We start from the raw sequence: 26,447 nt of genomic DNA, 5'->3' as shown, positions 1-26,447 counted from the left end.
TGATACCCCTGGTATCTCTGGTGCCGCCGCCGTCTCTGTTGGGGAGTCCGACATGACCACACCCCGGGACCTGTTCATCGTCGCCGTGTACGACGCCGCCGGCCGGCCCGTCGAGCAGGGGGACCTCTCGCTGGCGCTGGCGGGGGCCGAACTGGTCGACCTCGCCGGTACCGGGGCCGTCACCCTGGACGGCGACCTCATCGTGCCCGCATCCCGGGGCGAGGCGGGTGACCGGCTGCTCGACGAGGCGGTGGGGGCGCTGAAGCGGGAGACCCCGCACGAGTCGGTCGAGGACTGGCTGTGGCGCCGGGGCCGGGGCCTGGCCGCCGCCTACCTCACCGAGCTGGAGACGGCGGGCACGGTGGCCCGGGAGCGGCGGCGCTGGCTGCCGCTGCCGACCGAGCGGACGACCCTTGCCGACTCGCCGGAGCGGGCCCGGGCGCACGAGCGCTGGACGTCGGGCGAGCCGGTGCTCGCCGCGCTGGCCGCGGCCGTGGGCATCCAGGACGAGGCGGCCAAGGACCTGGCGAGCACCGCCTCCGACGCGACCGTGACGGTGGTGGCCGCCGTCAGCGACGCCGTGACCGAACTGGCCGCCGTACGGCAGCGCCGGGAGATCGAGGACGCGGCCTTCGACAACGTCTGGCGCGGGCTGTAGCGAACCCTGCCGTGCGGGCGTCGGCCGGGGGCGGGCGACGCCGGGCGGGGCACGCCCGCTACTGGGTCGCCTTCTCCCCGGTCGGGCCGACCGCGAACCACTTGCCGTCCACGCCCTGGCCGTTGAGGTCGCCGGGCCTGCTGTCGCCCGAGAAGCGGTAGACGGGCCGGCCTCCCACGGTGATCTGGACCTGGCCGTCCGGGCGACGGATGGCTCCGACCTGCTTGGGGTTCACGCCCGCCAGATAGACGTTGCCGCCCTCCTGGATGGTCACGGGCGGCCACTTCGCCGCGCAGGCGCCGGTGCAGTTCGACTGCGACGGGGCGGCGGTGTCGTCGTCGAAGCGGTACAGCGCCGCCTGGTTGATGTTGATGAGGTGCGCCGCGGACAGGTCGGCCGAGGTCACCGCGGACAACTGCACCCACTTGGGCGGCGCTTCCTGCACCGCCGCGCCGACCACCGTGCCGCCGTTGCCGCTGAGTCCGGCGTCCTGCGCGGTGGAGTCGACCACCTGCAGCGCCGAGTTGCCCGCGCCCGAGGCGGACTGGGTGGCCGACGGGGAGGCCGCGGGGGCGGACGAGGCGGCCGGGGGCGAACTGTCGCCGATGGAGATCGTCTTGCCGCAGGCCGTCAGGCTCGCCGCGCCGCACAGGGCGAGAACGGAGGCGACGACGGCACGGCGCGCGGCACCGCCGGGCAGCGGCGGCCGGGTGAAGAGCGAGGTCATGCCTGCAACACGAGACGGACCCCGGAAAGGGTTCACCGCCGTGCGGGAGCCGCGCCGGAGCCGTGCGGACGCCCGCCGGGTGAACGTTTTCCGCCGTCGACGTCGTGTTCCCGGCAGAGACGAATCCTCACCGCACAGGAACGGGGGCCCGCAGTGGCGTCGGACGTCAACATCCCCGGGAGTGAGCTCAAGGAGGCCCAGGACATGCTGGGCTTCGTGCACGACTTCATCGACATCGGACACCACACGTTCGACTTCGATGCCGCGTTCGGGCCCGAGCTCTCCCACGGCTCCGCACAGAACTTCGAGAACAAGTGGGAGGACGGCAAGCACCAGCTGCAGAAGCAGGTGCAGGGCATCAAGGACGCCATCGGCACCATCCTGGACTCCTTCGAGAAGACCGACCAGGACGCGGTGTCCAACCTCGACGACGGCAGCGGCCGGTGAACTCCCCGGCGCATCCCCCGACCTGTCCACCACTTCCCCCGAAGGCGACGGCCGACCGATGAGCACCGCACAACGATTTCTGCTGGACATCCCGGACCAGTGGCAGCAGGTGGACCTGAGCGGCGAGGAACTCGCCAGGACCCGCGCCCAGGCGCTCGCCTCGACCGAGGACCCGCGGGAGAAGGCACGGATCAACGACATGTTCCGGCAGGGCCGGGAGGTGACCCGGGCGGCCCGCCGGTACGGGGCGCTGCTGGCGGCGGGCACGGCGACGATGTACACGGAGGGCCTGTTCATGGCCTACGGCATGGTCTTCGCCGTGAGCACGCCCGAGGGCGAGGAGCTCACGCTGCCCGTGCTGTCCGCCCGGCTCGGGGTCTCCTCGGCGACCGGTGTGGCGCCCAGGGACCGGGTCATCGCCTCGGCCCGCGTGCCGCACGTGGGCACGGTGGCCCGGGTGACCGGCACCGAGGTGACCCGGCTGACCGGGGACATCGACGTCAAGCTGCTGACGATGCACACGATGATGCCGGTGCCGGGCAGCACCGAGGACTTCCTCGTGGTCACCCTCGCCAGCCCCAACCTGCCCCTGAGGAGCGAGGTGTACGACCTCTTCGACGCCATCACCAGCACGTTCCGCTTCGTCACGGACGACGGCGTCCAGGTCCCCCCGGACGGCGACCGGACCGACGGCGTCGCCGCCTGACCCCGCCGCACGAAAGCCCGAAGGGCGGCCGGACCCCCACGGTCCGGCCGCCCTTCTCCGCTCCCCGGGTCCGGCCGCCGTGCCGGACCCGGGGGCGGACGGGAGGCACACCCCGACGGGGGCGGGGTGCGCCTCCCTGTCTCAGAAGCCCCGTCTCACAGGCCCCGTCTCGAAGCCGCGCCTCACCGGCCCGCCGCGTCGGTCTCCAGGGTTTCCAGGAGCGGTACCTGGACCGCCCGCAGGGTGCCGTCGCCCAGGTGCAGCAGGCCCCGGCCGGGCTGCGGGGCCTGTCCGACGACGCCCCGGCTCAGCTTCACGCCGATGACCTCGCCGTCGCTCAGCCCCTGCGGGGAGAGCAGCATGCCGGTGCGGTTGCGCTTCACCTGGCCCATCCAGCCGGCCAGGCTGAGCGACAGCGACTCCGCGTTGCCGGCCGCGAGGACGCCCCAGCCGGTTCCGGCGCCGCCCCGGGCGAGCAGCGCGAGGTCGGGGTCGATCTCGGATCCCATGAACAGTTCGGCGTCGTCCACGACGATCACCCCGTTCTCCTCGGGCACGTTGCCCAGCGCCTGCCGGAACTCCTGTGCGGGCACCTCGGCGTCGGTGATGACGACGGCCACGCCGGGCCGGCCCCGCAGCTGCCGCAGCGGTGAGCGGCGGGGCGCGAGCACGATGAGGCCGGTCCCGGCGGCGAGGAGCGACTCCGCGGCACCGAGGAGCGCGGTGCTGCGGCCGGTGCGCGGCGGCCCGGCGATCACGAAGGTCGGTACGTCCGCCAGGTCGGGGCCGAGCGCGGTGAGGGTGTCCCCGCCGACGGCGACCAGCGGCCGCATCGGCCCGCCGTGGGTGTGCAGGGCGAGCGCGTCGGCGTAGGCGATCCGGTCGGGCAGGACGTCGAGCCGGATCGGGCGCCGGGCGGCGGGCACCGCGGACTCGCGTTCGGTCAGCTCCTGTCCCAGGGTGACCAGGATCTCGGCCTGTGCGCTGCCGGCGAGGTCCTCGCCGAGTACCGCGATCTGGGCCTCGCTGAGGTCCTGGGTGCGGATGCCGCGCCCCGGCGCGGGGTCGGTGGGAGCGGACTTGGAGGGGATGCCGACGCTGGAGTAGTCCTGGCGGTCGTTGAGCCTGAGGACGATCTTGTCCTCGGTGGTGCCGGAGAACCGGCTGCTGCCCAGCACCCGGTCACCGGCGAGGACGACATGGATGCCGACGCCCGCTCCGTCGCGCAGCAGCCGGATCATGCGTTCCAGGTAGCTGCCGTTGTCGTACGCGGTGAACTCGCGCTCGAAGACCTCGAAGCGGTCCACCATCAGCACGATGTGGGCGAGCCGTTCCTCGGCGGGCTGGGCCCGGCGCAGTTCGGTCAGGTCGGCCGTGCCGCGTGCGCCCAGGATGCTCTGGCGGGCGGTGAGTTCGGCGCCGAGGCGGTCCAGGAGCCGGCCGAGGCGTTCGATCTGGTTGCGGTCGACGACGGCGCCGCAGTGCGGCAGCGCGGTCAGCGCGTTGAGCGCGCCGTTGCCGCAGTCGATGCCGTACAGGTGGACGTCGTCGGCGCCGTGGGCCTGGCCGAGGGCGGCGGCCAGGGTGCGCAGGGTCTGCGAGCGGCCGCTGCGGGGCGAGCCGACGATGTGCAGATGGCCGGCCCGGTCGAGGTCGAGGACCAGGGGGACGCGGGTCTGCTGGGCGGGCAGGTCGACCAGTCCGTACTCGACGGCGGGCAGGGCCGCCTCCCGCTCGGCGGCGGGCTTGGGCGCGGGCGGCGGGGTCCACGGGAGCAGGTCGGGCAGCGGCGGCAGCCAGGGGCTGGGCTGGCGGGGGACGTCGGCGAGGCGGGACGCCTGGGCGACGGCTCCCGCGAGGACCGCGAGGTCGGTGACGGCCTCGGTCCGCGCCCCGCCGGAGCCGCCCCGGGAGCGGGTGGCCGGCAGCGGCCCGCCGAGGTTCTGCCAGGTCACCGGTTCGGCGCGGACGGCCACCTCGGTGCCCTCGGCGGCCTGGCCGCCGGGGCGACGGCCGCCGACCCGGCCCGCCTGGAACGGCAGCAGGGCCGAGGGCCCGAGCCGGGCGTAGGCGCGGCCGGGGTTGGCCGGGGAGATGTCCCCGGAGTCGGGGGCGTCGATGATGTCGCGGCTCTCGCTGGTGTCGGTGGTGCGCAGCGCGATCCGCAGGTTGGTGTTGGCGCGGATGTCCGGGGTGACCGCGCCGCCGGGCCGCTGGGTGGCCAGCACCAGGTGGATGCCGAGCGAGCGGCCGCGCTGTGCGATGTTGACCAACCCCGAGATGAACTCGGGCAGTTCGCGCGCCATGGAGGCGAACTCGTCGATGACCAGCAGCAGTCGGGGCAGCGGCGGCAGCACGTTGCCGCCGCGGGCGCGCTTGTCGAGGTAGTCCTCGATGTCCTTGGCGCCGGCCTGCGCCAACTGGGTCTCGCGGCGGCGCAGTTCGGCGCCGAGGGAGACCAGCGCCCGCTCCACGAGCCGGGTGTCGAGGTCGGTGACCAGGCCGACGGTGTGCGGCAGGTCGGCGCATTCGGCGAAGGCGCTGCCGCCCTTGTAGTCGACGAGCACGAACGTCATCTCGTCGGGCCGGTTGACCACGGCGAGGGTGGCGACGAGGGTCTGCAGCAGCTCGGACTTGCCGGCGCCGGTGGTGCCGGCGATGAGGGCGTGCGGGCCGTCGCGGACCAGGTCGACGGCGAACTCACCGTCGTAGCCGACGCCGAGCAGTGCCCGGGTGCTGCGGCCGCCGAGCGACCAGCCGGCCACCACGGCCTCGGCGGTGGGCGGTTCGATGTGCAGCAGGTCCAGCAGGCGTACGGAGCCGGGCAGCGCGCTCTCGTCGCTGTCGCCGACACCGCGCAGCGGGGCCAGGGCGCGGGCGAAGTGCTCGTACCAGTCGGCCTCCGGCGAGTCGCTGCGCACGTTCTCCAGGGCGGCGCCGGAGCCGGTGCGCACCCGGGAGGTGGTGGCGCCCGGTTCGGTGACGACGACGGCGCCGCACTCCTCGGGCAGCAGCCGCTCCTCGCGGTCGATGCAGAGGGTGTGGACGCCGACGGAGGGGCCGTCCCGCAGGAGGGCGATCACGCCGGGCAGCGAGCGGGCCCGGCGGGCCTGTTCGAGGACGACCAGGATGTCGGGGTAGCCGTTCGCCCCGCCGCGGGTGACGTCGGGTCCGGCAGCTGTGCGGGCGGCGACGAGCTGGCCCAGTTCGCCGATGCGCCGGGCGAGCGACTCGGCGGTGCTCCCGATGAGGGCGTAGGCGTCCTCGCCCTGGGCCTGGCTGTGGGGCAGCCAGCGGGTCCAGGACCAGTCGTGTTCGCCATCGGGTCCGGCGAGGACGACGATCCGCAGGTCGGTGGGGCTGTGCAGGGCGGCGGCCTGGGCGGCCAGCCAGCCGGCGAGCCGGGTGGCGCCCGGTCCGGCGACGCCCGCGACACCGGCCCGGCGCAGCGCCACGGAGACCGGCACCTGGTTCAGCCAGGGCACGGTGCTGCGCCGGTGCTCGTCCTGCTCCGGGTCGTCGACGCTCACCGACGAGGGCAGGTCGGTGGTGCCGATCCGCATGGAGAGGAAGTCGGGGTCCTGCCAGCGGCGTTCCCACAGCCGCTCCGAGGGCTGGACGGCCATCTGGAGGAGCGTCGCCGGATCCGGCAGCGACAGCCGCAGGTTGTGCTGTTCCTCCAGCACGGCCGCGTCGATGTCCGCGCGGACCCGGGCCAGCGCCTTGTCGTACTCCTCCTTCTTCTCCAGGTACTTGAGCATCGCCTGCTTGCGGCCGCCGAACTGGGTGACCAGGGCGGCGATCGGGGAGAGCAGGGCGATGAAGACGAAGGACCAGCGATGGGTGACGAAGATGGCGATCGCGGCGCTGCCCGCGGGCAGCAGCAGGATCGGCAGCAGCGGGATGGGCCGCTTGTCGGGCTTGACCGGCGGGGCGGGCAGCCGGAACTTGGCGCCGGCGGCGGGCGGCAGGAACCTGGGCGGCCGGTTGAACTCCAGGCCGAGACCGTCCTGGGCCGGGGTCAGCGGGGCGCGGGCCGTCGGGCGTGAGGTCAGCTCCAGCAGGATGTCGCCGACGGCCAGCTGGCTGCCCTCCCGCCACGGGGCGGGCCCCTGCGCGGGCTTGCCGTCGACCAGCGCACCGTTCGCCATGAGGAGTTCGGCACCGCCGTCGAGACGGACCCGGACCCGGGCGGCGAGCGGCGGGGCGCCGTCGGCGAGCCGGATCCGGCACAGGGGGCCGCTGCCGATGTCGTAGTCGCCGGGGACGAGCCGGAAGACGGTCCCGGCGCCGGGGCCCGACACCAGCCGGACCTCGGTGCGGCCCTCGGGCTCGGGCTCCCTCGGCAGAGGGGCGCCGAGCCCGAGGTCCATGCCGTCCCGCACCCCGGCACCCTGGAGGGTGGTGTGCGGGTCGACGGGGGTCGCGCCGATGTAGAGGGGCGGCTCCCCCGCGGCCGCTCCGGCATACCCGACGGCCCGTGCCAGCTCGGCCGCGAACCTGCCCGTCTGCGCGGACGGTTCGGTTTCCACGGCGACGGTGGCGGACACCCCCTCGACCTCAGGGTCACGCACGCTGACGGTCAATCGCACTGCTCATCGTCCTTCTCGTGTGGAGGTGGGTGCGGCACCGCCCGCCGTGGCGGCGGGCCGGGCCGGTGGGTCAGGACAGGTTGGAGCCGAGCTGGCTGTCGGTCTGGTCGAAGGCCTCGCCGACGGACTTCACGTACTGGCCGATCCCCTGGAGACCCTGGTTGACCTGGTCGAAGCCCTTGGCGAACTCGTCGAAGAACGGCGAGAACTTCTGCTGGGCGGCCGGCGTGCTGTAGCCGTCGGCGAGCAGGTTGGAAATCTTGCCCTTGACCTCGTTGAGCTTGTCCTGGAGCTGGGAGAAGTCGTTGAGCAGGGCCTGCGAAGTGGAGGCGGTGGTGTCCGAGTTGACGGCGTAGTTGGGCATGGGAGTGCTCCTTGCTGGTTGTCGGTGCGATCCGTCCCGGTCGGGGACGGAGGACTGGGTGTGCGGACGGCCGGCGGCGGTGTCAGCCGCCGCCGGTGCCCGGACTGTCCACGGGGCTCGTCGGCGCGGTGACGAACCCGTCGCCGGACGAGGACGATGACGATGACGAGGACGGGGACGGGGACGGGGACGGGGACGGGGACGGCGACTCGCTGCCGGCGTTCGACTGCGAGCCGGACGTGTCGATGGGCGGGAGCGCCGGGCGCCCCGGGGAGGAACCGCTGTCCGGGGTGGTGGGCGAGGGTGGCGTCGCGTCGCCGGAGTTCGGTGACGACGGGTGCGCGGAGGTCGGGGTGGACGGCAGCGGCACACTCCCAGGATCCACCGGAGCCGGAGTGGACGGCCGCGAACCCGTCGGCGACGCCGGAACCGGCACACTCGCCGGATCCGCCGGAGCCGCTGGAGCCGGGTGGGCACCGGCGGGCGTGTGTGCGGGATCCGGCACCGACGGCTGCGCCCCAGCCGGCCCGTGCCCGGGGTCCGGCGCGGGGGCCGGTGTGTGCGCAGGTCCGGTCGACGGCCGGGGGCTGCCCTTGATGGGGATCTTGTCGGCGATGCCGTCGATCGAGCGGCCGAGGCCGGCCTTTCCGACCGGGCCCGCGCCGAGCTTCGGGGCGGAGTTGGCGATCTCGCCCGCCGCGACCTCGTTGAGATCGCCGCCCTGGGCGACGCCCACGCCGATCTTGGTGCCGAGGGTGGCGCCCTCCTCGACGAAGCCGCCGACCTGGTCCGCGGCCCGCTTGCCCACGGTGTCCCCGGCCGCAGGTGCCGTGGTGTCGCCGAACCGGCCGCCCTTGCCCTCCTCGACCGGCGGGTTGCCGCGTCTCTTCCCGATGCTGCCGATGCCGCCCTTGAAGGCGGCTCCGGCCACCGCTCCGGCCGCGGCCCCCGCGAACACGCCCGCGGCGGTGATCTGGTCGTGGTTGGCCGCCTTGGCGCCCGCCTCCAGCGCCGAGTTCTTCAGGAAGTTGCCGGTGACCTCCGCGCCCACCTTGCCGACGGGGTGGGCGAGGACACCGCTCACGATCTTGCTGTTGGTGACGGACTCCCCGATCTTGGTGATCGAGCCGGTGCTCTTGGCGATGAACCCGGAGTTCTTCACCGCGGCCACGGCGGCCGGCGCGATCGCCTCGACCGCCCGGCCGCCGAGCTTGAGCAGGGAGCCGCCGGGGACGATCCCGAGCAGGCCCACGATGAAGTCACCGGCTTTGATACCGCCGGTCTGACTGGCTATCACTTGGTTGAAGACGAACAGCGCGCCCCCCAGCAGCGCACCCACCACCGGGAAGAACACCGCCACGACGGCGACGAGCGCGGCCAGCAGGATCTGGACGAACGGGAAGTCCTTGAAGAAGTCGGCGATCTTCTGGAAGATGTTCCGTTCCGGAATCGCCTCCTGCGCGGCCCGGTCCAGCACGTCGGCGCACTGGCGCTGCGCGCTCTCCCGCATCGACTTCGCCTGTTCGGCCAGGCTCTTGGCCGCGTTCAGCTCGGACTTGCCGGTGTCGATGGCGTCCTGGGTCCGGCGCGCATCGGACTTCTCCTGGTCCGTGGGGTTGGCGCCGAGTTCCTTGGGCGCCTGGTTCGCCTGCGGTGCGGCGGACCGCGCCTGGTCCACCGCCCGGTCGAAGGTGTCCTGCGCCTCGCGCAGCTTCGGCATGTAGTCGCTGTAGGCCTGGGCCGCGTCGTGGTACGAGGTCATGGTCTTGGTCAGCTTGTCGGGGAGATCGTCGCCGATCTTCTCCTTCAGCTGGTCCATCGCCGAACCACGGCCCTGCGCGATCGTGCCGTCCTTCTTCAGGACGTTCAGCGCCTTCTCCGCGGCGTCCCCGATGTCCCGGTACCGCGTCATCACACCCTGGATCAGGTCGGGGTCGCCGGGCGTCGGGTCCGAGTCCATGCCGACGAGCTGGAAGTCCTCGGGACTCGCGTGCCGACGTGCCATTGGGGTCCCCCGGTCCGGTGCCTGTGAGTGCGGTTCGCCAGGTACACGGGGTCGGTGTCACGAAGGGTTCAACCCGATGCGCGGCCGGGTCCGCTTCGAACTCTTTCACCGGGCGGCTCCGTGTAGTCGGTGCAACGGAACCAGAGAGGGCATGGGTGGACAGGATGAGCAGCAGCACGGACCACGGGTCCGGGCCCGGGCCGGCGACCCCCGCGGTACGCACACTCCTGCGCGCCCTGGCGGCGCTGCTGGCGGCGTGCCTCGTGGCGCTGGGCGGTGCCGCCGCCGCGCACGCGGCCCCCGACGACGATCTGATCAAGGTGTTCGTCGTCCCGGACCCGGCGCGGACGGGCGGGCAACTCGCCACTCTGCAGTCGATCGCCGTCTCGACGCTGGGCGACGCCTCACGGTCCGGTGAGATCTTCGACCTCAACCGCGGTCAGGCGCAGAAGGACGGCGGGGCCCTGAACAGCCCGGACGACCAGCTGCACCCCGGCTGGATCCTGCGGCTGCCGCAGGACGCCTCGGGACCCGATGTGCAACTGGCCCGGGACACCGGGGCCCAGGGCGGCGCCACCTCCGCTCCCCCGGCGTCCGGACAGCAGTCCTCCGCGGCGTTCACCTTTCCGCTGGCCGCGGCCGTCGCGGTGCTCGGCACGATCCTGCTGGCGCTGATCACCGCCGCAATCGTCGGCAGGCGCAAGGTGCGGACCGCGTACGCCGCCGTCCGCCGCGCCGTGCGCCGGCTCGGCGAACCGATGCGGCGCAGGCGCCGGCTGACGCAGCGCCGGGCGACGGGCCGCCGGTTCGCGACCGACGCGGATTCGGTACGACGGGCCTACGGCACCCTCGGCGAGTTCGCGCCCACCCGGCGGCAGCCGGAACGGCCGGTGCACGCGCTGCGCGTGGACGGCACGGGGGTCACGGTGTGGCTGACGGCCGCCGACACGGCCGACGCCCCGTGGACGAACCTCGACGGCACCCGCTGGCGCCGTCCCGCGGCCGCCACCGGCTGGCTGACCCGCGGCGAGGACACCGGGGCGACGTCCCAGGCCTCGATCGGCGCGGCCTGCCTGGTGCGGGCGGGCACGGACGCCGACGGCGAGCCGGTGTTCGTGGACCTCAGCCGGCTGGACGGGGTGCTCAGCGTGTGCGGGGACCGGGTGGTCGCCCGGGACGTCGTACAGAACCTGCTGGCCGAGATCGCGCGGACCCGCCCCGACACTCCGGTGACCGTGCTGCGCGGGGCGGACGGTGCCCTGCCGGTCGCGGTGCCGACGGGGCTGCGGCAGCTGCCCCGGGTCGACACCCCGGCCCCGGCGGCGCCCGCCGAGGGGCGGGGGACGGTGCGCGCCGGAGCCTCGCGCAGGCCGGTACGGGGACTGGTCGTGGTCGCCGGGACCCCGGACGGGCCGGCGGCGGCCGAGCTGGCCGCCCTGTGCGGACCGGGCGGCGCGGGCTGGACCGGGCTGGTCTGCGGCGAGGCGAACGGCGCGCACTGGCGCTGGCTCACCGACGCCGACGGCCATGTCGACATCCCGGTGCTGGATGTCCGGCTCACCGTTCCGGCGTGAGGCCCGGCGCGAGGTCCGGAGCGCGGGTGTGGCCGGCCTTGGCGCGCAGGGTGTTGAGGGCGTAGTGCCGGCGGGACTTGACGGTCCCGGCCGGTATGCCGAGGAAGGCCGCCGTCTCCTGGGCGGTCCGGCCGCACAGGTAGGTGTGCAGCAGGACCTCCCGGTGCTCCGGGGACAGCTGCCGCAGCAGGTCCCTCGCCTCGACCGAGGCCAGCACGGCACCGGAGTGGTCGGGCAGCGGCACGTCCCGGTCGTCGGCGCCGATGGTCTCGTGCCGGGCGGCGGCGCTGCGCATCCGGTCGACGACGAGGTTGCGGGTGACCTTGAGGAGCCAGCCGCGCACCGACCCCTCCGTGCTGTAGAGGCGTTCCGCGTGCGGCCAGGCGCGGATGAGGGTCTCCTGGACGATGTCCTCCGCCGTGTGACGGTCGTTCAGGAGCTTCTCCGCGTAAGCGAGGAGGGCCTTCGCGTGGTCGGTCATCATCGTGTGCAGCAACTGGTCCCGCTGCGCGCCCGACGCGGGGCGCGCGTGCGTGGTCATGGTCATCTTCGGGTTCCTGACGGGAATGCCGTACGCACCTCCCGCTCCGGTCGGAGCGGAACGGGGAGCGTAGGCAGGGCCCGCTTCCGAAACTCTGACGGTTTACTGACGGACCGCCGGATCCGCTGTTCCGAGGCCGTTCAGCCGCGCGCGGAGGTCCGCGGCCTCCGGATGGTCGATCTCTTCGAGGATGCCGAGTGCCTCGCGCCAGGCGAGCGCGGCCCGGGTGTCGTCGCGGGCCGCGCGGTGGGTGTCGCCGATGTGCACCAGGGTGTCGGCCTCCAGGTAGCGGTCGCGGCTCTCCCGGTACAGCAGCAGGGCCTGTTCGTAGCATTCGAGCGCCCGGGCGTGTGCGTGCAGATGGTGATGGGCGTAGCCGAGGCTGTCCCAGGCGGAGGCCGCGCCGTTGCGGTCGCCGGACACCTGGTGGGCGGCGAGCGCCCGGGCGCACTCCTTGAGGGCGTCCTCGTAGGCGCCGGTCAGGATGTGCGTCCAGCCCACCTCGTTGGCGACGTACGCCTCGCCGCTGTGCCAGCCGACGGCACGGTAGAGGCTGCTCGCGTCGGCGTAGTGGCGGAGGGCCTCCGCGTGCCGTCCGCGCCGGTTGGCCAGGTAGGCGCAGTGGCGGTGCACCCGGCTCCGGCCCATCGCGTCGCCGGTCTCGCCGAACAGTTCGAGGGCGCGGGCGAGGTGGGCGTCCGCCTCGTCCCACCGGTCCAGGCGGCCGTTGGCGAACCCCAGCGCCTTGTGCCCGTGCGCCTGGCCCCGGATGTCGCCCAGCCGCTGGGCGGCGCCCAGGGCCGTGGCCTGCGCGGAGAGTTGCTCCTGCCAGCGGCCCGCGCGGTCCAGGTACAGGTCCAGGGTCGCGGCCAGCTGCCAGCTGAACTCACCGCTGCCGTCCCGCGCGTCCTGCTCGATCGCGGCGAGCACGACGGACCGGTTCGTCTCCAGCCAGCCGTTCGCGGCCGCCCGGTCGGGCAGGCGCGGGACGGTCACCCCGGTGGCGTGCGGCCGCAGCCGGAGGCGTTCCCGGGTGGGGGCGATGACGGTGTCGGCCGCGTGCACGGTGTGCAGGTAGTGGCCGAGCAGGCGGCGCCGGGCCGTGTCCAGGTCCTGCGCGCCGTCCTGGGCCCGGCCCAGTTCGCCGGCGTAGGCGCGCAGCAGTTCGTGGCAGCCGTAGCGGCCGGGCACGGGCTCGGTGAGCAGGTGGGCGCGGACCAACTCGGCGAGCAGCGGCCGTACCTGGCCGACCCGCTGCCCGGCCAGACTGGCGGCGGCGGCCACCGAGCAGTCGGGGCCCGGGTGCAGGGCCAGCAGCCGGAAGACGCGGGCGGCGGCGGGCGTGAGCAGCTGGTACGACCACGAGAACGCGCTGCGTGCGTCCGCGACGGGCGCTTCCCCGGCGAACGCGTCGAGGCTGTCCTCGCTGTCGCGGAGTTCCTCGGCGACGGACGCGAGCGGGAACGTCGGGTTGACGACCGCGCGGGCGCCGACCACGGCCAGTGCCAGCGGGAGGCGGCCGCACAGGGCGATGATCTCCGCGACGGCGTCGGGTTCACGGGCGACGCGTTCGGCGCCGAGCCGGCGGGACAGGAACGCGTGCGCGTCCGCCTCGCTGAGCACGTCCAGGCTCAGGGAGTGCGCACCCTCGCCGGCCACCAGGCCGTAGAGCTGGCTGCGGCTGGTGACGACGACCATGCAGCCGGGCGCGCCGGGCAGCAGGGGGCGAACGTGCTCGGTGTCCCGGGCGTTGTCGAGGACGATGAGGACGCGCCGGTCGGCGAGGAGGCTGCGGTACAGCGCGGCCTGGGCGTCCAGGCCCGCGGGGAGGCGTTGCGCGGGGACGCCGAACGCGTCGAGGAAGGACCGGATCGCCTCCGCCGCGCTCATGAGGGAGCCGGTGGGGTGGAAGCCGCGGAGATTGACGTAAAGCTGCCCGTCGGGGAAACGGTCGGCGACGCTGTGCGCCCAGTGCACGGCCAGGGTGGTCTTGCCGACGCCGGCCATGCCGCCGATGGCGCTGATCACGACCGTCGACGGCCGTTCGTCGCCGGTGGGCAACAGGTCCCGGACGCGGGCGAGTTCACTGCTCCGGCCGGTGAAGGCGGCGAGGTCCACGGGCAGTTGGGCGGGGCGCACGGTGACGGCGACGGCCGGCGCTGCCACCGCGGCCTCGGCCGGCCCGGCCGCGCCGTCGGCGGACCCGGCCGGTTCGGTGCCCTCGGACCGGGTGGCGGTACGGCCGAGGACCCGCTGGTGGGCGGCCTGGAGTTCGGGGCCCGGCTGGACGCCCAACTCGTCCGCGAGCCGGGTGCGTACGGTCCGGTGGACGTCCAGTGCCTCGGCCTGGTGCCCGGTGGCCGCGAGCACCAGGATGAGCCTGGCCTGGAGTCCTTCGTCCAGCGGGTGCTGGGCCGCGGCCTGCCTCAGGGTCACCAGGACCCGTGCGCCCAGCCCGCCGCCGGCCTCCAGGGCGAGTTCGGCGGCCTCCTTGACGGCGGCCAGGTGCTCGTCGTCGAGCGCGGTGAAGGAGGGGTGGGAGCGCACCTCGGCCGATGTCCCGGAGGCGGCGGGCCCGCGCCACAGTGCCAGCGCCTCCATCAACAGCTCGGTGGCGGCGGCCGGTTGCCGGTCCTGTGCCGCTTGGTCGGCCTGGCGCCGCAGGGCCCGGAAGCGGAGCAGGTCGAGGGAGTCGGCGTCGACGTCGAGGCGGTACCCGCCCGAGCCGCGCACCAGCCACCGGGACTCGCCCCTGGCCGGGAGGCCGGGTTCGAGCAGCCGGCGCAGCGCGCCGATGTGCCGCTGGACGACGTTCACGGCGGTGTCCGGCGGGTCCTGTCCCCAGAGCGCGTCGACTATCTCGTGGACGGCCACCGGATGCCCGGCCGCGGTCAGCAGCAGCGCGAGCAGCGCACGCTCCTTGGGCGGTCCCAGCACCAGTTCCGTGTCGCCGCGCCAGGCCCGGACGGGTCCGAGCACGGCGAATCGTGTACGCAAGGAGTCCCCTGTACCGACGGTGACGACATGAACGGCCGCCGCGTCCGGCCTTCGGAGCCGCGCGGCTTCGCACGAGCATAAAGTCCGTACGGACCCGCCCGCGCATGGTTGCGCCCCCACGGAGCGTCCCCCGCCCCGAACCGGCCACACGGCGCCCTCGGTCGCCTTGGTGATGCCGTGGGCGCCCATCGGGCGGAGGCTGGTCTCGACGGCCTGAGCCCGTACACGGTCCCTGGAGGACGGATGACCAGCCTGCTCCCAGAGGTGCTGGAGGCCCACGGCGGCCTCGGCCGGTGGCGACGGCTGACGAGGGTCACGGCCACCCTGGTCAGCGACGGCGAGCTCTTCGCGGCCAAGGGCCTGCCCCAGGACCTGCGGCCGCGCCGGATGACCGTCGACCTGCACGAGGAGCACGCCTCGGTGCGCCCCTTCGGGGCTCCCGGCCAGCAGACGGACTTCACCCCCCGCCGTATCGCGATCGAACGCGCGGACGCCACCGTCGTGGCCGAACGCCTCGACCCGAGAGAAGCGTTCGCGGGGCACACCCTGGAGACTCCCTGGGATCCGCTGGACCGTGCCTATTTCAACGGTTACGCCCTGTGGACGTACCTCACCACACCGTTCTTCATGGCCATGGACGGGATGGTCGTGGCGGAGACCGAACCCTGGCAGGAGTCGCCGACCGAACGCTGGCGGGGTCTGCGGGTGACCTTCCCGGAGGGCATCGCGAGCCACAGCACCGTCCAGGACTTCTACTTCGGCGACGACCGGCTGCTGCGACGCCACGACTACCACGTGGACATCGCCGGGGGCTTCGCGGCCGCGCAGTATGTCGGCGGCATCGAGGAAGCGGACGGGATCAGGTTCCCGACCAGGCGCCGCGCCTACCTCCGGCAGCCCGGCGGACGCCTCGACCCCGACCGCGTGATGGTCGGCATCGACCTCAGCGACGTCCACTACGCCTGACCGCGGCGCGCGGGCACGGCCGGGCAGGCGGCGGAGGCGGACATCGTGGGCCGGTACCGTCCACGATCACGACCGTCGCGCGTTCACTGTGCGAACGTGAAGGCACCCGCAGCGAGAGGAACCCGCATGAGGATCGCGATCCTGGACGACTACCAGAGTGTGGCGCTCGGCCTGGCCGACTGGGACTCGCTCGGCGCGGAGGTGGAGGTCTTCACCGACCCGTTCGAGAACGAGGGCGAGGTCGTGGCGGCGCTCGCCGGGTATGACGTCGTGGTGGCGATGCGGGAGCGGACGCCGTTCCCGTCCTCGACCCTGAGCGCGTTGCCCCGTCTGAAGCTGCTGGTCACCACCGGGCCGGTGAACGCGGCGATCGACCTGGACGCCGCACGCCGTGCGGACGTCACCGTCTGCGGCACCGGATATTTCTCCGGTCCCACGGTCGAACTCACCTGGGGACTGATCCTTTCCGCGGCCCGGCTGATCCCGCAGCAGGTGGACTCCGTCCGCCGGGGCGGCTGGCAGCAGGGCCTGGGGACGAGTCTGCGGGGCGCGACGCTGGGGGTGCTGGGCCTCGGCCGGCTGGGGACGGCGGTGGCGGAGATCGGGCGTGCCTTCGGCATGCGGACCATCGCCTGGAGCCAGAATCTGACGCCCGCGGACGCGGCCGCGAAAGGGACGGAACACGTGGCGCGGGACGAGTTGTTCAGGCGCTCCGACGTGCTGAGCATTCACGTCGTGCTCAGTGGGCGGACCCGGGGGCTGGTCGGCCGGCGCGAACTGGACCTCATGAAATCGACGGCGATCCTGGTGAACACCTCGCGTGGCCCCGTGGTGGACGAGACGGCACTGATCACGGCGCTCACCGAGAAGCGGATCGCCTCGGCGGCGCTGGACGTCTTCGACCGCGAACCGCTCCCCGCCGACCACCCTCTGCGTTCGCTGCCGAACGCCGTGGTCACCCCGCACATCGGCTACGTGAGCCGGGATCTGTACGAGGTGTTCTACCGGGACGCGGTCGAGGACATCGCCGCGTGGAGCGCCGGAACACCGGTGCGCACCCTTACCTGACCGTCCGGGAAGGCCGGCGTCGTACAGGACCCTGCCGGTGGCTCAGGACGGCAGCGTCCAGCTCTGGTTGGCGGCTCCGGAGCAGGTCCAGATCTGCAGCCGGGTGCCGTTGGCCGAACTGGGGCCGGTGGCGTCGAGGCACTTGCCCGACTGCGGGTTGACCAGGGAGCCGTTCGAGCCCGCCTGCCAGACCTGTGAGCCGGAACCGTTGCAGTCGTACAGCTGGACCTTGGTGCCGTTGGCGGTGCCGGCCCCGGTGACGTCCATGCACTTGCCGAGCGCGGTGAGCGTCCCGGTGCCGGCGACCGTCCAGTTCTGCGCGGCGGTGCCGTTGCAGTCGTAGAGCTGGACCGCGGTGCCGTTGGCGGTGGCCGCACCCGCGATGTCCACGCACTTGCCGCCGTAGCCGTGGATCGGGCCGGTGGTGCTCGTGGGCGGGGTGACCGGGCCGGACTGGCCGGAGGCCCACTTGATCTCCTGCAGCAGGAGCTGGTTCTGCTGGGCGCTCGCGAACGTGGACGACAGGGTGGTGTTGGTGGCGTAGTCCATCGCGTTGTGGCCGAAGTTGTTGTAGACCATCTTGTAGTCGCGGTTGGACCAGACGATCGGGTAATAGCCGCTGTACCAGGTCTGGTTGGGGTCGGTGCCGATCGGGAAGGTCGACGGGGCCATCGAGGCGAGGATGTCGATGGCCGGGTTCTGCCGCAGGTCGTTCTGCCAGCTGTACCACTCGCTGACCGAGGACGTGATGGTGGACGGGAGGTTCGCGGTCGCCGGGTGCGAGGGGTCGTCGATCTGCAGCGTCTCCTGCGTCGGCCCCCAGGTGTTGCTCCTGAAGGTGCCGGTGCCGAGGAACGTGTTGTGGTACCAGGGCCAGTCACTGGTGTCGTCGTTGTACGCCGACACGTGGAAGCCGATGAAACCGCCGCCGCCCGCCATGTACGTCTGGAAGGCCGCCTGCTGGGAGGCGGTGTGCGGGTAGTCGTCGAGGAACATGACGACCTGGTAGCCGGCGAGGGTCGCGGTGTTGAGCCGGCTCCAGTCCGTGGTCGCCGTGTAGGTGAAGCCATTGGCCGCACCGGCCTGCGGGAACCAGGTGTTGGCCTCGTGGTCGAAGCTGATGTGTGCCGCGTCGTAGGTGCCGTCGTAGAAGGCGATCACGTTGACGGTGGTGGCGGCGCGGGCGCCGGGTACGGGTCCCGCCTGGACGCCCAGCACGACGGCGACCAGGGCGAACAGTCTCAGCAGGGTCCGGGGCCAGGACAGGTGCGAGTGGGGGGTGATCATGCGAGGACCTTCCTCGGGCGTGACCGCAGATTGGCATGTGCACGTGTTCTGCATTGAAGGCCCCGGTTCACGTACATGTCAATGGTTCAGACCAACAGTCGACGCCCGCTCCTCGCCGCCTACTTGAGGCCGCTCAGCATCACGCCCCGGATGTAGTACTTCTGCAGCAGCAGGAAGAGGACCAGCACCGGCAGGACGCTCAGGACAAGACCGGCCATGACGATCGGCAGGGTGCGGGTCGGGTCGACGTAGTCCTGCAGGAGCTGGATGCCGACGGGCAGGGTCATCACGTCCGGGTTGGCGGTCGAGACGAGCAGCGCCCAGATGTACTCGTTCCAGGCGTCGACGAAGGTCAGCAGACCGAGGGTGACCAGGACCGGCTTGGTCTGCGGAAGGACGATCCGCCACCACACGGTGAACTCGCCGGCGCCGTCGATGCGCGCCGCCTCCAGGACCTCGTCCGGGATCGACACCATGAACTGCCGCGTCAGGAAGATCCCGAAGCTGCTGACGAGGAACGGCATGACCAGCGCCACGATGCTGACGGTCAGCCCCGCGCCGCCGCGCCCGAGCAGGTCGTTGCCGCCCGCCAGCGGCCAGTGCACCAGGATCAGGAAGTGCGGGATGAAGAAGAGGAACGGCGGGAACATCATCGTCGACAGCACGAGCCGGAAGACCAGGTCCCGGCCCGGGAAGCGGAGTTTGGCGAGCGCGTAGCCGGCCAGCGACGAGGTGAACAGCACAGACCCGGTGATCAGGCCGGTGGCGACGACGCTGTTGCGGAAGAGCACCGGGAGATCGAGCTGGTGGATCGCCGCCCGGTAGTTGGACAGGTCGAACACCTCGGGCAGGAACCGGTACGGCAGTGTGCCGGCCTCGCCCGGTCCCTTGAAGGACGTCATCAGCATGTCGGCGAACGGCACCACGGTGAGCACCGCGCCGGTGACGACCAGCAGATACGACAGCCACGGGAAACGGCGGCGGATCACGCGTCCTCCCCCTTGCGCCGGAACAACCACAACTGCACCAGGGTGACCGCGAGGACCACCGTGAACAGCACAAAGGCGGCGGCGCCGGCGGTACCCCAGTCGCCGTAGGAGAAGGCCTGCCGGTACATCTCGAGCGCGGCCACGTTGGTCGCGTCACCCGGTCCGCCCTTGGTCATCACGATGATCAGCGCGAACGACTGGAGTCCGGTGAGGAACTGGGTGACGCACACGAACAGCAGGGACGGCCGCAGCAGCGGCAGGGTGATCCGCCAGAAGACGGTGCCGGGTCCGGCGCCGTCGAGGGCGGCGGCCTCGTAGTACGACTCGGGGATGGACTTCAGCCCGGCGGTCAGCACGAGGATGGCCGAGCCGACGGAGGCCCAGGCCTGCACGACCACCACGGCGGGCAGCGCGGTGTCCGGGTCCTGGAGGAAGGCCATGGAGCCGAGGCCGACGGCGTTGAGGACGCCGTTGACGAGGCCGCCCGGCTCGTACATGTACTTCCAGACGTTGCCGACGGCGACGACGGTCGTGACGATCGGCAGGAAGTACAGGGTGCGCCAGAGCCCCTGGAACCGCAGCTTGTCGATGCAGGTGGCGACGAGCACCGACCCGGCGAGCGTGAGCACCACGGTACCCAGGGCGAACAGCAGGGTGTTGGTGAGGATCGGCGCCAGGAACGTCGAGCCGTCCGCGAAGAGAGCCGCGAAGTTGTCCAGGCCGGCCGGGTCGATGTCGCCCAGGTCGAAGCCCGCCCAGTGGGACGTGGACAGCAGCAGCGCGAAGCCGAGCGGCAGGAGCAGGAAGACGGCGTAGAACAGCAGGGTGGGCGCCAGGAAGAGGTAGGCGACGACGGCCTGGCGGCGCCGGTGCCGGTTGCGGGCGCGGAGGCCGACGGCGGGCTCGTCGCGCGTCGCCCGCTCGGTCGTCTCCGGTGCCAGGGTGGCGTTCACCATGACCGCGCCACCTCCTGGTCGACCTGGCGGCGGGTGGTGCGCAGGGCCTCGTCGACGGTCTGCTGACCGGTCCACAGGGCCTCGATGTTCTTGCGCAGCAGGGACTTGGCCTGCTGGGCGCCGGGCACGTTCGGCTCGGGCACGGCGTACGCCAGCGCGTCCAGGAACGGGTGCAGGTTCGGGTCGCCGCCCGCGCCGAGCAGGGTGCGCATGTCGTCGGCGCGCCCGGTCAGCGAGCCGACCGACGCCTGCAGGGCGCTCATCCGGGTCGCGCCGTTCACCTTCTCGGCGTTGAGCCAGCGCAGGAACTCCCAGGCCTCCTGCGGATGTTCGCTGGCCGCGTTGACCCCGAGCATGAAACCGGTGGAGAGCGTGGCCCGCTCGCCGCCCGCCGCCGGGAGGGGCACGGGGGCGACACCGACGTCCCGGTAGTCCCTGCCCATCAGGCCCTTCAGGTTCGTGGTCCACCATCCGGCGCTGATCACCATGGCCACCTGCCCCGAAGCGAACGCCTTGTAGACGTTGACGCCGGGGGCGCTGGCGCCCTTCGCGACGAGCCGGTGCTCCAGATCGAACACGGCCCGCCCGGCCGGTGAGTCGATGGCGGTGCTCCGGCCGTCCGCGGAGACGAACCGTCCGCCGGCGGCGTTGAGCAGCGCGAGGGTCTGGCCGACGGTGGTCGAGTCGTCGAAGTCCGACAGCCCGAACCCCTGCACGAGCGTGTTGCCGTACCGGTCCTGCCGTGCGGTGCGGTAGGCGGTGTCCTCCAGCTCCCGCCAGGTGCGCGGCGGGCCCTGGACGCCGGCCTCGCGCAGCAGCCGCCTGTTGTAGTACAGGGCGTAGGTCTGCATCTCGGTGGGGTAGCCGTAGACCTCGCCCGCCACGGAGGCGGCGCCCGCCGCGGCCTCGCCGTAACCGCGTCTGATCTCCTTCGCGTGCTCGGGCGGCGCGGGCCGCAGGACACCGGCGCGCGCGAGCTGGCCGTTCCACAGGCAGTACGGGTGGAGGATGTCGGTGCCCTGGCCCGCCGCCTGCCGGACCATGAAGGTGGTCAGCAGGTCGGTGAACTCGACGGCCTTGGTCGCCACCTGGACCCGGTCGTGCGTGGCGTTCCACTCGTCCACCGGGCCCTGGAGTGCCTTCTTCAGCTCCCCGCTCGCGTAGTGGGAGAGCAGGGTGAGGACGATCGGGTCACCGGGCCGCCCGGTGCCCTGACGCGGCGCGGCACAGCCGGCGGCCAGCAGCGCCGGGGGCAGCGCGAGCGCGAGGCGGCGACGGATCGGGCGGTTGCGGCCGGTGCGCGGTGCCGGCTCAAGGCCGTGAGGGCCGTCCGGTCCGTCCCGTCCGTCCCGTCCGTCCGGTCCGTCGGGGTGGGGTGGCGGTGTCATGGGGTGGTGTCCTCCCGGCGCAGTACGCGGAACACCCGGGTCGTGGTGAAGCCGGTCTTGCGGTAGAGGTGGCCGGCCGGGGACTGGGCGCCGGTCCACAGGAACCACGCGGAGTGCGCCCGCAGGGCCCGCATCCGCTCCAGGACCAGGTGGAGGAGGACCTCGCCGAGTCCGGTGCCGCGCATCTCCTCCAGCACCCCGATCGGTCCGAACCGCTCGTCCACCGCGTCGAACGCGCCGTGCATCGCCCAGCCGACCATGCGGCCTCCGGGGTCCCGGGCGACGACGATCCGGTCGAGCGGGGTGCCCGCCGTCAGACACGCCCGGATCGTGCACGCCCAGTCCGGTCCGAAGCGGCTCCCGGCGAGCGCCAGGAGGTCCACCAGGTCGTCGTCGGCCGGGGTGGTGAACCGGAAGCCGCGCGCCGTCAGTTCGCCGACCCGGCGCGCGATCTCGTCCGGGAGGCGGTAGCCGACCAGGACCCGGTCCATCGCCGCCGCCTCGTACAGCGTGCGGAACCCCAGGGAGTCGAGGAGCCCGGCCGCCTCCGGGTAGGCCTCGGCGTCCAGGCCGGGAAAGACGTAGTTCGGGGTGTACGAGGAGAAGTCCACCCGGGTGCGGCCGTGGCCGCGCAGCCAGTCGAGGGCTTCGGTGAGCAGCCGGCGGCCGAGGCCGCGCCCGCGGGCGGCCGGGTCGACGAAGAAGAACGGGATCCAGCCCTGGTCCGGCTCCAGGTCGGTGCCGGCCATCGGGGTCAGCCGGCGCACCGCGTAGGCGGCGCCGACGACCTGGTCGCCGTCGACGGCGACCTTGAGCCCCTCCGGATCGAAGTTGGGGTCGAGCAGCACCAGCGAGCGGAAGCGGTCTGGGGTGATGGGGTCGGCGGGCGCGCTCCGGCGCCATGCCTCCACCAGCCGCGGGCCGTCGCCCGCGCGGAAGCCCCGGATCCCGGCCCCGGCCCGGGTCGTCGTCGTGGTTTGGGTCATCGACGGGTGGTCCTTCCGAGCGCAGCGGCGGATCAGGGGTAGAGCAGTACGTCGTCGCCGGCCCATCGGCCGGGCGGCTCCGGTGGATCGCACAGCGGCAGCGGGTCCTGGTCCGCGTCGACGGCGCGGCGCAGCCGGTCGGACCCCCACAGCAGGTCGACGAAGTGCCGGTGCCCGGTCCCCTCCGCACCGCCGTCCCCGGTCTGCCAGGCGAAGTCGTCCGGGTACAGCCGTCGTAGCGTGGCGATCATCGCGACGGCGGTGCGGACGGGGGCGAACGCCGCGCGGTCGGTGATGTACAGCTGGACTCCGCGCAGCGTCCGTCCGGCGTGTTTGTGGAAGGCCGGTACGAACCGCAGATCGCGGAAGCGCACTCCGGGCAGGGCGAGTTCGGCGAGCGCGGGGGCGAACCGCGCGTCGACGTAGGGGGCGCCGACGATCTCGAAGGGCTGGGTGGTGCCCCGGCCCTCCGAGAGGTTCGTGCCCTCGAACAGGCAGGTGCCGGGGTACACGAGGGCGGTGGCGGGCGTCGGCATGTTGGGTGACGGAGCGACCCACGGCAGTCCGCAGGCCGCCGCGTCCATGGCGCGCCGCCAGCCGACGGTTTCCACGACGGTCAGGTCGGCGGCACGACCGGCCGCTTGCGGGACGGCGCGGGCGTTGAGGTGTCCTGCGAGCTCACCGCAGGTCAGGCCGTGCCGGACGGGGACCGGGGCGCGTCCGACGAAGCTGGCCCACGCCGGGTCCAGCCGTGGGCCCTCGCTCACCAGTCCGCCGAGCGGGTTCGGCCGGTCGGCGACCACGAAGCGGACGCCCGTCCGGGCCGCCGAGACCAGCAGGTCGAACATGGTCCACACATAGGTGTAGAACCTGGCCCCGATGTCCTGGAGGTCATAAACCAGCGCGTCGACGCCGCTGTCGATGAGCAGTTTGTCGAGCCGCTCGCCGTCGCACCGGTAGGTGTCGTACACGGGCAGTCCGGTGTCCGGGTCGACCCGGGCGGGCTCGCTCTCGCCGGCCTGGCCGGTTCCGTGCAGTCCGTGCTCGGGGCCGAAGAGGGCGACCAGGGGCGCGCCGGCCGCGAGCAGTGCCGGTGCGGCCGGGCGCAGATCGGGCAGCACACCGGTGTGGTTGGTCACCAGCCCGAACCGGCCCGGCCCGGCGAGCGCGGGCGACGCGTACAGCCGTGCGATCCCGGTCGTCACCGCGACGCGGTCGTCCGTGCTCATCCCTTGCCCCGTCCGCCGGTGACACCCCGCCAACAATGGTCGGGAATTTACCCCTATGTCCGGCGCATCCCGCAATGAATCGCCGAGGGCTCGCGCACCCCGTCCGGCTCCCGTCCGCCACCCGCCCCTCCCAGGCCACGGCCCGCCCAACCGCCGCCACCCCGATCACGCCCATGGGACCCGATTGCCCCGAAGGTGTGATGCCGCCGTTCACTCCGACTCCCGTGCGCGTCAACGGCGTTGGAACGGGCATGGGCCTCAGCGACCTCCCCTCCTTCGCCCAACTGTCCGACGCCTACTGGCTGGACAGTCCGCACCTGGGCGAACCCACACCGGACCCGGCACCCCCGCAACCGCCTCCCGGCTCCCCGTGGCGGACGGCGATGGTCGGCCTGTCCGCCCTCACCATCGCGGTCGCGTTGATCGTGGCGCTGGTGTGAACGCCCCCCGGACCAGGCCCCATCCGCCACGACACGCCGACGGGGGTCGCCCGGACGTGGGAAGTTTCCGTGTCGCCGGGGCATCCGGGTGCGGTGACGGTGTGTGATGGCGCCGGGCTTCGGTCGTTCCGTGGCCCCCGTTGTCGCCGTCGTCATCGCTCACTAAGGACATCACGATGCGTCTCTGCCGTCCGCTCGCCGTCGCTCTCGGCGGGCTTGCCCTCGCCGTCATCACCATGGGTCCGGCGGCCGCCGCCGAAGGCTCCTTCGTCTGGGTGGGGCCGAAGGGCAAGGCGTACGCCATCCAGAACCCGCCGGACCGCAAGTGCCTGGAGATGGCCCAGGAGGCACGCGGACCGCAGAACGCCACGAAGAAGGCGCTGGTCGTCTACAGCAAGGCGAAGTGCAAGGGCACCGCGCGCCGCATCGCCCCCGGCCACTCCGCCTCCGGCAATGTGCACTTCGCCAGCGTGGTCTTCAACCCCCGCTAGACCGCGGCCCGTCCGGCCCGTCCAGCCCGCCCGTGGCGCCGATCACGACTCGCCGATCGGCGCCACCGGTCCGTGTGCGCACGCCTCAGGGAGCCGCCATGTCCTACCCAGAACCCCGCTACCTCGACGAGAAGGGTCGGGTCAGCGCACTGTTCCGGCCCGCGTCCGCGCAGCCCGGCACCGGCTCGGGCGGCACCGGCATCGACTACGTGGCCCAGCGGGGCGACACCGGCGGCGAGTTCGGCCTGTACCGGATCCGCATGGAGCCGAGGACCATGGGCGCCGCGGAACACTTCCACCGCACCATCTCCGAGTCCTTCTACGTCCTGTCCGGCGAGGTCCGGCTCTACAACGGCGAACAATGGGTCACCGGAGGCGAGGGAGACTTCCTCCACGTACCGCCGGGCGGGCTCCACGCCTTCCAGAACGACAGCGACGACCCGGTGTCGTTCCTGCTGCTCTTCACACCGGGGGCCGCCAGGGAGGAGTACTTCGAGAAGTTGGGCGAGTACGCGCAGCGCGGCCCCGAGGAGCTGAAAGCCTTCCGGATCAGGCACGACCAGTACAACACCACCGACCTGCTCGACGACTGAAGGCCCCGCGGCACTGTTATGGTGCGCCGATGCCATCGATCAAGCAGTTCCAGGTCACCTTCGACTGCGCGGAACCCGAGCGCCTCGCTCGCTTCTGGTGCGAGGTGTTGGGGTACGTCATACCGTCGCCGCCCCGCTCCCAGCCCGCCGAGGACCAGGGATCATGGTTCGCCTGCAGTGATCCGTCAGGGGTCGGGCCCCGGCTGTTCTTCCAGCGCGTTCCCGAAGAGAAGGTCGTCAAGAACCGGGTGCATCTGTGCGTGCGGGTCGGCACCGGGCTCACGGGTGAGGTGCGCCTGGCCACTCTTGAAGCCGAGTGCGCACGGCTCCTCCCGCTCGGCGCGGTGCGCGTGCGGCTGCTGTACGACGGCAACGACTCGTGCATCGTGATGCAGGACATCGAGGGCAACGAGTTCTGCATCGACTGAGCGTCCGCCTCGGCGGGTTCACTCGGTGATGCGCAGCAGCAACTTGCCCGTGGACGTGCGGCCGCCGATGAGGTGATGTGCGCCGGCCGCGTCCGACAGGGGGAACTCGGCGGTGACGGGAAGGACGACCGTTCCGTCGCGGACGGTGCGCAGGGCGCGTTCGGTGAGCGCGCGCAGGGCGTCGGGGGCGGACCGGGCGAGGGCGAGCACGGAGAAGCCCCCGACGGAGCGGCCCCGCGCGTAGAGCTCGTTCTGCCCGGCCTGCCAGGGTTCGGCGCCGCCGGCGTTGCCGAAGGACACCAGGCGTCCGAAGACGGCCAGGGCCTCCAGGCCGCGGCGCAGCGTGTCGCCGCCCACCGGGTCCAGGACCAGGTCGACGCCCCTGCCGCCGGTCGCCCGCCGGACGTCCGTCTCGAAGGTGTCGGGCCGGAACACCTCGTCGTAGCCGTACTTGAGCGCGTAGTCGGCCTTGGCGTCGCTGGATGCCACCCCGTACACCGCTCCGGCGCCCGCCGCCCGGGCCAACTGCCCGACCGCCGTGCCGACGCCTCCGGCCGCACCGTGCACCAGCACGCTCTCCCCGGCCCGCAGCCGCCCCACCTCGTGGACCAGGGCGTGCGCGGTCGGCAGCACCGTCGGCAGCGTGGCCGCGGTCCGCAGGTCCAGCCCGTCGGGCAACGGGAAGACCCGCGCGGCCTCCGCGAGCACGACCTCGGCGTAGCCACCGCCGTCGACGAGCGCGGCGACCTCCTGCCCCGCCCGCAGACCCTCGACCCCGTCCCCGACCGCCCGGATGCGCCCGGAGACCTCCAGGCCCGGACGGTAGGGCAGCGACGCCACCCGGTACCCGTCGGCGCGTGCCTTCACGTCCGCGAAGTTCACCCCTGCCCAGGCGGTCTCGACGGTCACCTGGCCGGGACCCGGCTCGGGTGCCGCGGTCCGCACGACCCGCAGCACCTCGGGACCGCCGTACTCCTGGAACTCGACCGCACGCATACGCAGTACCACCCCTCCA

23 protein-coding genes are annotated in these 26,447 nt (G+C 72.9%); 10 read left to right on the top strand and 13 right to left on the bottom strand.

What is annotated here, in order from left to right:
• Positions 1–52: 52 nt before the first annotated feature.
• The gene (locus ACGFZS_RS20715) at positions 53–658 is read left to right on the top strand and encodes a GPP34 family phosphoprotein (protein ID WP_393796325.1); all 606 of its coding nucleotides are present in this window, start codon (positions 53–55) and stop codon (positions 656–658) included.
• A 58-nt stretch (positions 659–716) separates the two neighbouring features.
• On the opposite strand, the gene ACGFZS_RS20710 is transcribed toward ACGFZS_RS20715, so the two are convergent.
• Positions 717–1,385 (bottom strand): hypothetical protein, encoded by a 669-nt coding sequence (locus tag ACGFZS_RS20710; protein WP_393796324.1) that lies wholly within the window; start codon positions 1,383–1,385, stop codon positions 717–719.
• A 153-nt stretch (positions 1,386–1,538) separates the two neighbouring features.
• On the opposite strand from ACGFZS_RS20710, the gene ACGFZS_RS20705 reads away from it, so the two are divergent.
• Together ACGFZS_RS20705 and ACGFZS_RS20700 are read left to right on the top strand one after the other, a co-directional pair.
• Complete coding sequence (locus ACGFZS_RS20705) at positions 1,539–1,832, top strand: hypothetical protein (RefSeq protein WP_355725621.1); 294 nt, start codon at positions 1,539–1,541, stop codon at positions 1,830–1,832.
• A gap of 58 nt (positions 1,833–1,890) precedes the next feature.
• Positions 1,891–2,538: a hypothetical protein gene (locus ACGFZS_RS20700; RefSeq protein ID WP_393796323.1), complete on the top strand. Its 648-nt coding sequence runs from the start codon at positions 1,891–1,893 to the stop codon at positions 2,536–2,538.
• 182 nt (positions 2,539–2,720) lie between these two features.
• Here ACGFZS_RS20700 and ACGFZS_RS20695 read toward each other — a convergent pair whose 3' ends face one another.
• The 3 genes from ACGFZS_RS20695 to ACGFZS_RS20685 all read right to left on the bottom strand — a co-directional run bounded on the left by ACGFZS_RS20695 (position 2,721) and on the right by ACGFZS_RS20685 (position 9,499).
• Positions 2,721–7,124: an FtsK/SpoIIIE domain-containing protein gene (locus ACGFZS_RS20695; RefSeq protein WP_393796577.1), complete on the bottom strand. Its 4,404-nt coding sequence runs from the start codon at positions 7,122–7,124 to the stop codon at positions 2,721–2,723.
• A gap of 76 nt (positions 7,125–7,200) precedes the next feature.
• On the bottom strand, positions 7,201–7,494 hold the full coding sequence (locus ACGFZS_RS20690) for a WXG100 family type VII secretion target (RefSeq protein WP_383718804.1): 294 nt from the start codon (positions 7,492–7,494) through the stop codon (positions 7,201–7,203).
• An 82-nt stretch (positions 7,495–7,576) separates the two neighbouring features.
• Positions 7,577–9,499 (bottom strand): putative T7SS-secreted protein, encoded by a 1,923-nt coding sequence (locus ACGFZS_RS20685; RefSeq protein WP_393796322.1) that lies wholly within the window; start codon positions 9,497–9,499, stop codon positions 7,577–7,579.
• Positions 9,500–9,663: 164 nt separating this feature from the next.
• On the opposite strand from ACGFZS_RS20685, the gene ACGFZS_RS20680 reads away from it, so the two are divergent.
• Positions 9,664–11,073 carry a hypothetical protein gene (locus tag ACGFZS_RS20680; RefSeq protein WP_393796321.1) on the top strand — a complete coding sequence of 470 codons (1,410 nt, stop codon included), beginning with the start codon at positions 9,664–9,666 and terminating at the stop codon, positions 11,071–11,073.
• On the opposite strand, the gene ACGFZS_RS20675 is transcribed toward ACGFZS_RS20680, so the two are convergent.
• Together ACGFZS_RS20675 and ACGFZS_RS20670 are read right to left on the bottom strand one after the other, a co-directional pair.
• On the bottom strand, positions 11,057–11,620 hold the full coding sequence (locus tag ACGFZS_RS20675) for a sigma-70 family RNA polymerase sigma factor (RefSeq protein ID WP_393796320.1): 564 nt from the start codon (positions 11,618–11,620) through the stop codon (positions 11,057–11,059). The two genes, ACGFZS_RS20680 and ACGFZS_RS20675, sit on opposite strands and share 17 nt — an antisense overlap.
• 96 nt (positions 11,621–11,716) lie before the next feature.
• Positions 11,717–14,593, bottom strand: a complete 2,877-nt coding sequence (locus tag ACGFZS_RS20670; RefSeq protein ID WP_393796319.1) for a BTAD domain-containing putative transcriptional regulator — start codon at positions 14,591–14,593, stop codon at positions 11,717–11,719.
• A gap of 261 nt (positions 14,594–14,854) precedes the next feature.
• Here ACGFZS_RS20670 and ACGFZS_RS20665 point away from each other — a divergent pair, with 261 nt between their 5' ends.
• The gene (locus ACGFZS_RS20665; RefSeq protein ID WP_393796318.1) at positions 14,855–15,577 is read left to right on the top strand and encodes a hypothetical protein; all 723 of its coding nucleotides are present in this window, start codon (positions 14,855–14,857) and stop codon (positions 15,575–15,577) included.
• Positions 15,578–15,703: 126 nt separating this feature from the next.
• On the top strand, positions 15,704–16,645 hold the full coding sequence (locus ACGFZS_RS20660) for a D-2-hydroxyacid dehydrogenase family protein (protein ID WP_393796317.1): 942 nt from the start codon (positions 15,704–15,706) through the stop codon (positions 16,643–16,645).
• A 42-nt stretch (positions 16,646–16,687) separates the two neighbouring features.
• Here the strand turns inward: ACGFZS_RS20660 and ACGFZS_RS20655 are convergent, their stop codons facing one another.
• The 6 genes from ACGFZS_RS20655 to ACGFZS_RS20630 all read right to left on the bottom strand — a co-directional run bounded on the left by ACGFZS_RS20655 (position 16,688) and on the right by ACGFZS_RS20630 (position 23,480).
• Positions 16,688–17,932, bottom strand: coding sequence for a ThuA domain-containing protein (locus tag ACGFZS_RS20655; protein ID WP_393796316.1), 1,245 nt, complete (start codon positions 17,930–17,932; stop codon positions 16,688–16,690).
• Between the two features lie 119 nt (positions 17,933–18,051).
• Positions 18,052–18,921, bottom strand: coding sequence for a carbohydrate ABC transporter permease (locus ACGFZS_RS20650; protein WP_393796315.1), 870 nt, complete (start codon positions 18,919–18,921; stop codon positions 18,052–18,054).
• Positions 18,918–19,877: a carbohydrate ABC transporter permease gene (locus tag ACGFZS_RS20645; protein ID WP_393796314.1), complete on the bottom strand. Its 960-nt coding sequence runs from the start codon at positions 19,875–19,877 to the stop codon at positions 18,918–18,920. The genes ACGFZS_RS20650 and ACGFZS_RS20645 overlap by 4 nt, the downstream gene beginning before the upstream one ends.
• On the bottom strand, positions 19,871–21,265 hold the full coding sequence (locus ACGFZS_RS20640; RefSeq protein WP_393796313.1) for an extracellular solute-binding protein: 1,395 nt from the start codon (positions 21,263–21,265) through the stop codon (positions 19,871–19,873). Before ACGFZS_RS20640 ends, ACGFZS_RS20645 begins: the two co-directional genes overlap by 7 nt.
• Positions 21,262–22,251, bottom strand: coding sequence for a GNAT family N-acetyltransferase (locus ACGFZS_RS20635; protein WP_393796312.1), 990 nt, complete (start codon positions 22,249–22,251; stop codon positions 21,262–21,264). The genes ACGFZS_RS20640 and ACGFZS_RS20635 overlap by 4 nt, the downstream gene beginning before the upstream one ends.
• 32 nt (positions 22,252–22,283) lie before the next feature.
• On the bottom strand, positions 22,284–23,480 hold the full coding sequence (locus ACGFZS_RS20630; protein ID WP_393796311.1) for an exo-beta-N-acetylmuramidase NamZ domain-containing protein: 1,197 nt from the start codon (positions 23,478–23,480) through the stop codon (positions 22,284–22,286).
• A gap of 251 nt (positions 23,481–23,731) precedes the next feature.
• Here ACGFZS_RS20630 and ACGFZS_RS20625 point away from each other — a divergent pair, with 251 nt between their 5' ends.
• The 4 genes from ACGFZS_RS20625 to ACGFZS_RS20610 all read left to right on the top strand — a co-directional run bounded on the left by ACGFZS_RS20625 (position 23,732) and on the right by ACGFZS_RS20610 (position 25,432).
• Positions 23,732–23,920, top strand: coding sequence for a hypothetical protein (locus ACGFZS_RS20625; RefSeq protein ID WP_393544852.1), 189 nt, complete (start codon positions 23,732–23,734; stop codon positions 23,918–23,920).
• A 176-nt stretch (positions 23,921–24,096) separates the two neighbouring features.
• On the top strand, positions 24,097–24,411 hold the full coding sequence (locus ACGFZS_RS20620) for a hypothetical protein (RefSeq protein ID WP_393544850.1): 315 nt from the start codon (positions 24,097–24,099) through the stop codon (positions 24,409–24,411).
• A gap of 98 nt (positions 24,412–24,509) precedes the next feature.
• Positions 24,510–25,004, top strand: coding sequence for a cupin domain-containing protein (locus ACGFZS_RS20615; protein WP_393796310.1), 495 nt, complete (start codon positions 24,510–24,512; stop codon positions 25,002–25,004).
• Positions 25,005–25,033: 29 nt separating this feature from the next.
• Complete coding sequence (locus ACGFZS_RS20610; protein ID WP_393796309.1) at positions 25,034–25,432, top strand: VOC family protein; 399 nt, start codon at positions 25,034–25,036, stop codon at positions 25,430–25,432.
• Between the two features lie 18 nt (positions 25,433–25,450).
• Here ACGFZS_RS20610 and ACGFZS_RS20605 read toward each other — a convergent pair whose 3' ends face one another.
• Complete coding sequence (locus tag ACGFZS_RS20605; protein ID WP_393664957.1) at positions 25,451–26,428, bottom strand: zinc-binding alcohol dehydrogenase family protein; 978 nt, start codon at positions 26,426–26,428, stop codon at positions 25,451–25,453.
• Positions 26,429–26,447 lie beyond the last annotated feature (19 nt).

It is taken from the genome of Streptomyces sp. NPDC048288, from assembly GCF_043201555.1.
Classification (GTDB): domain Bacteria; phylum Actinomycetota; class Actinomycetes; order Streptomycetales; family Streptomycetaceae; genus Streptomyces.
This window is presented reverse-complemented; position numbering and strand designations above follow the sequence as displayed.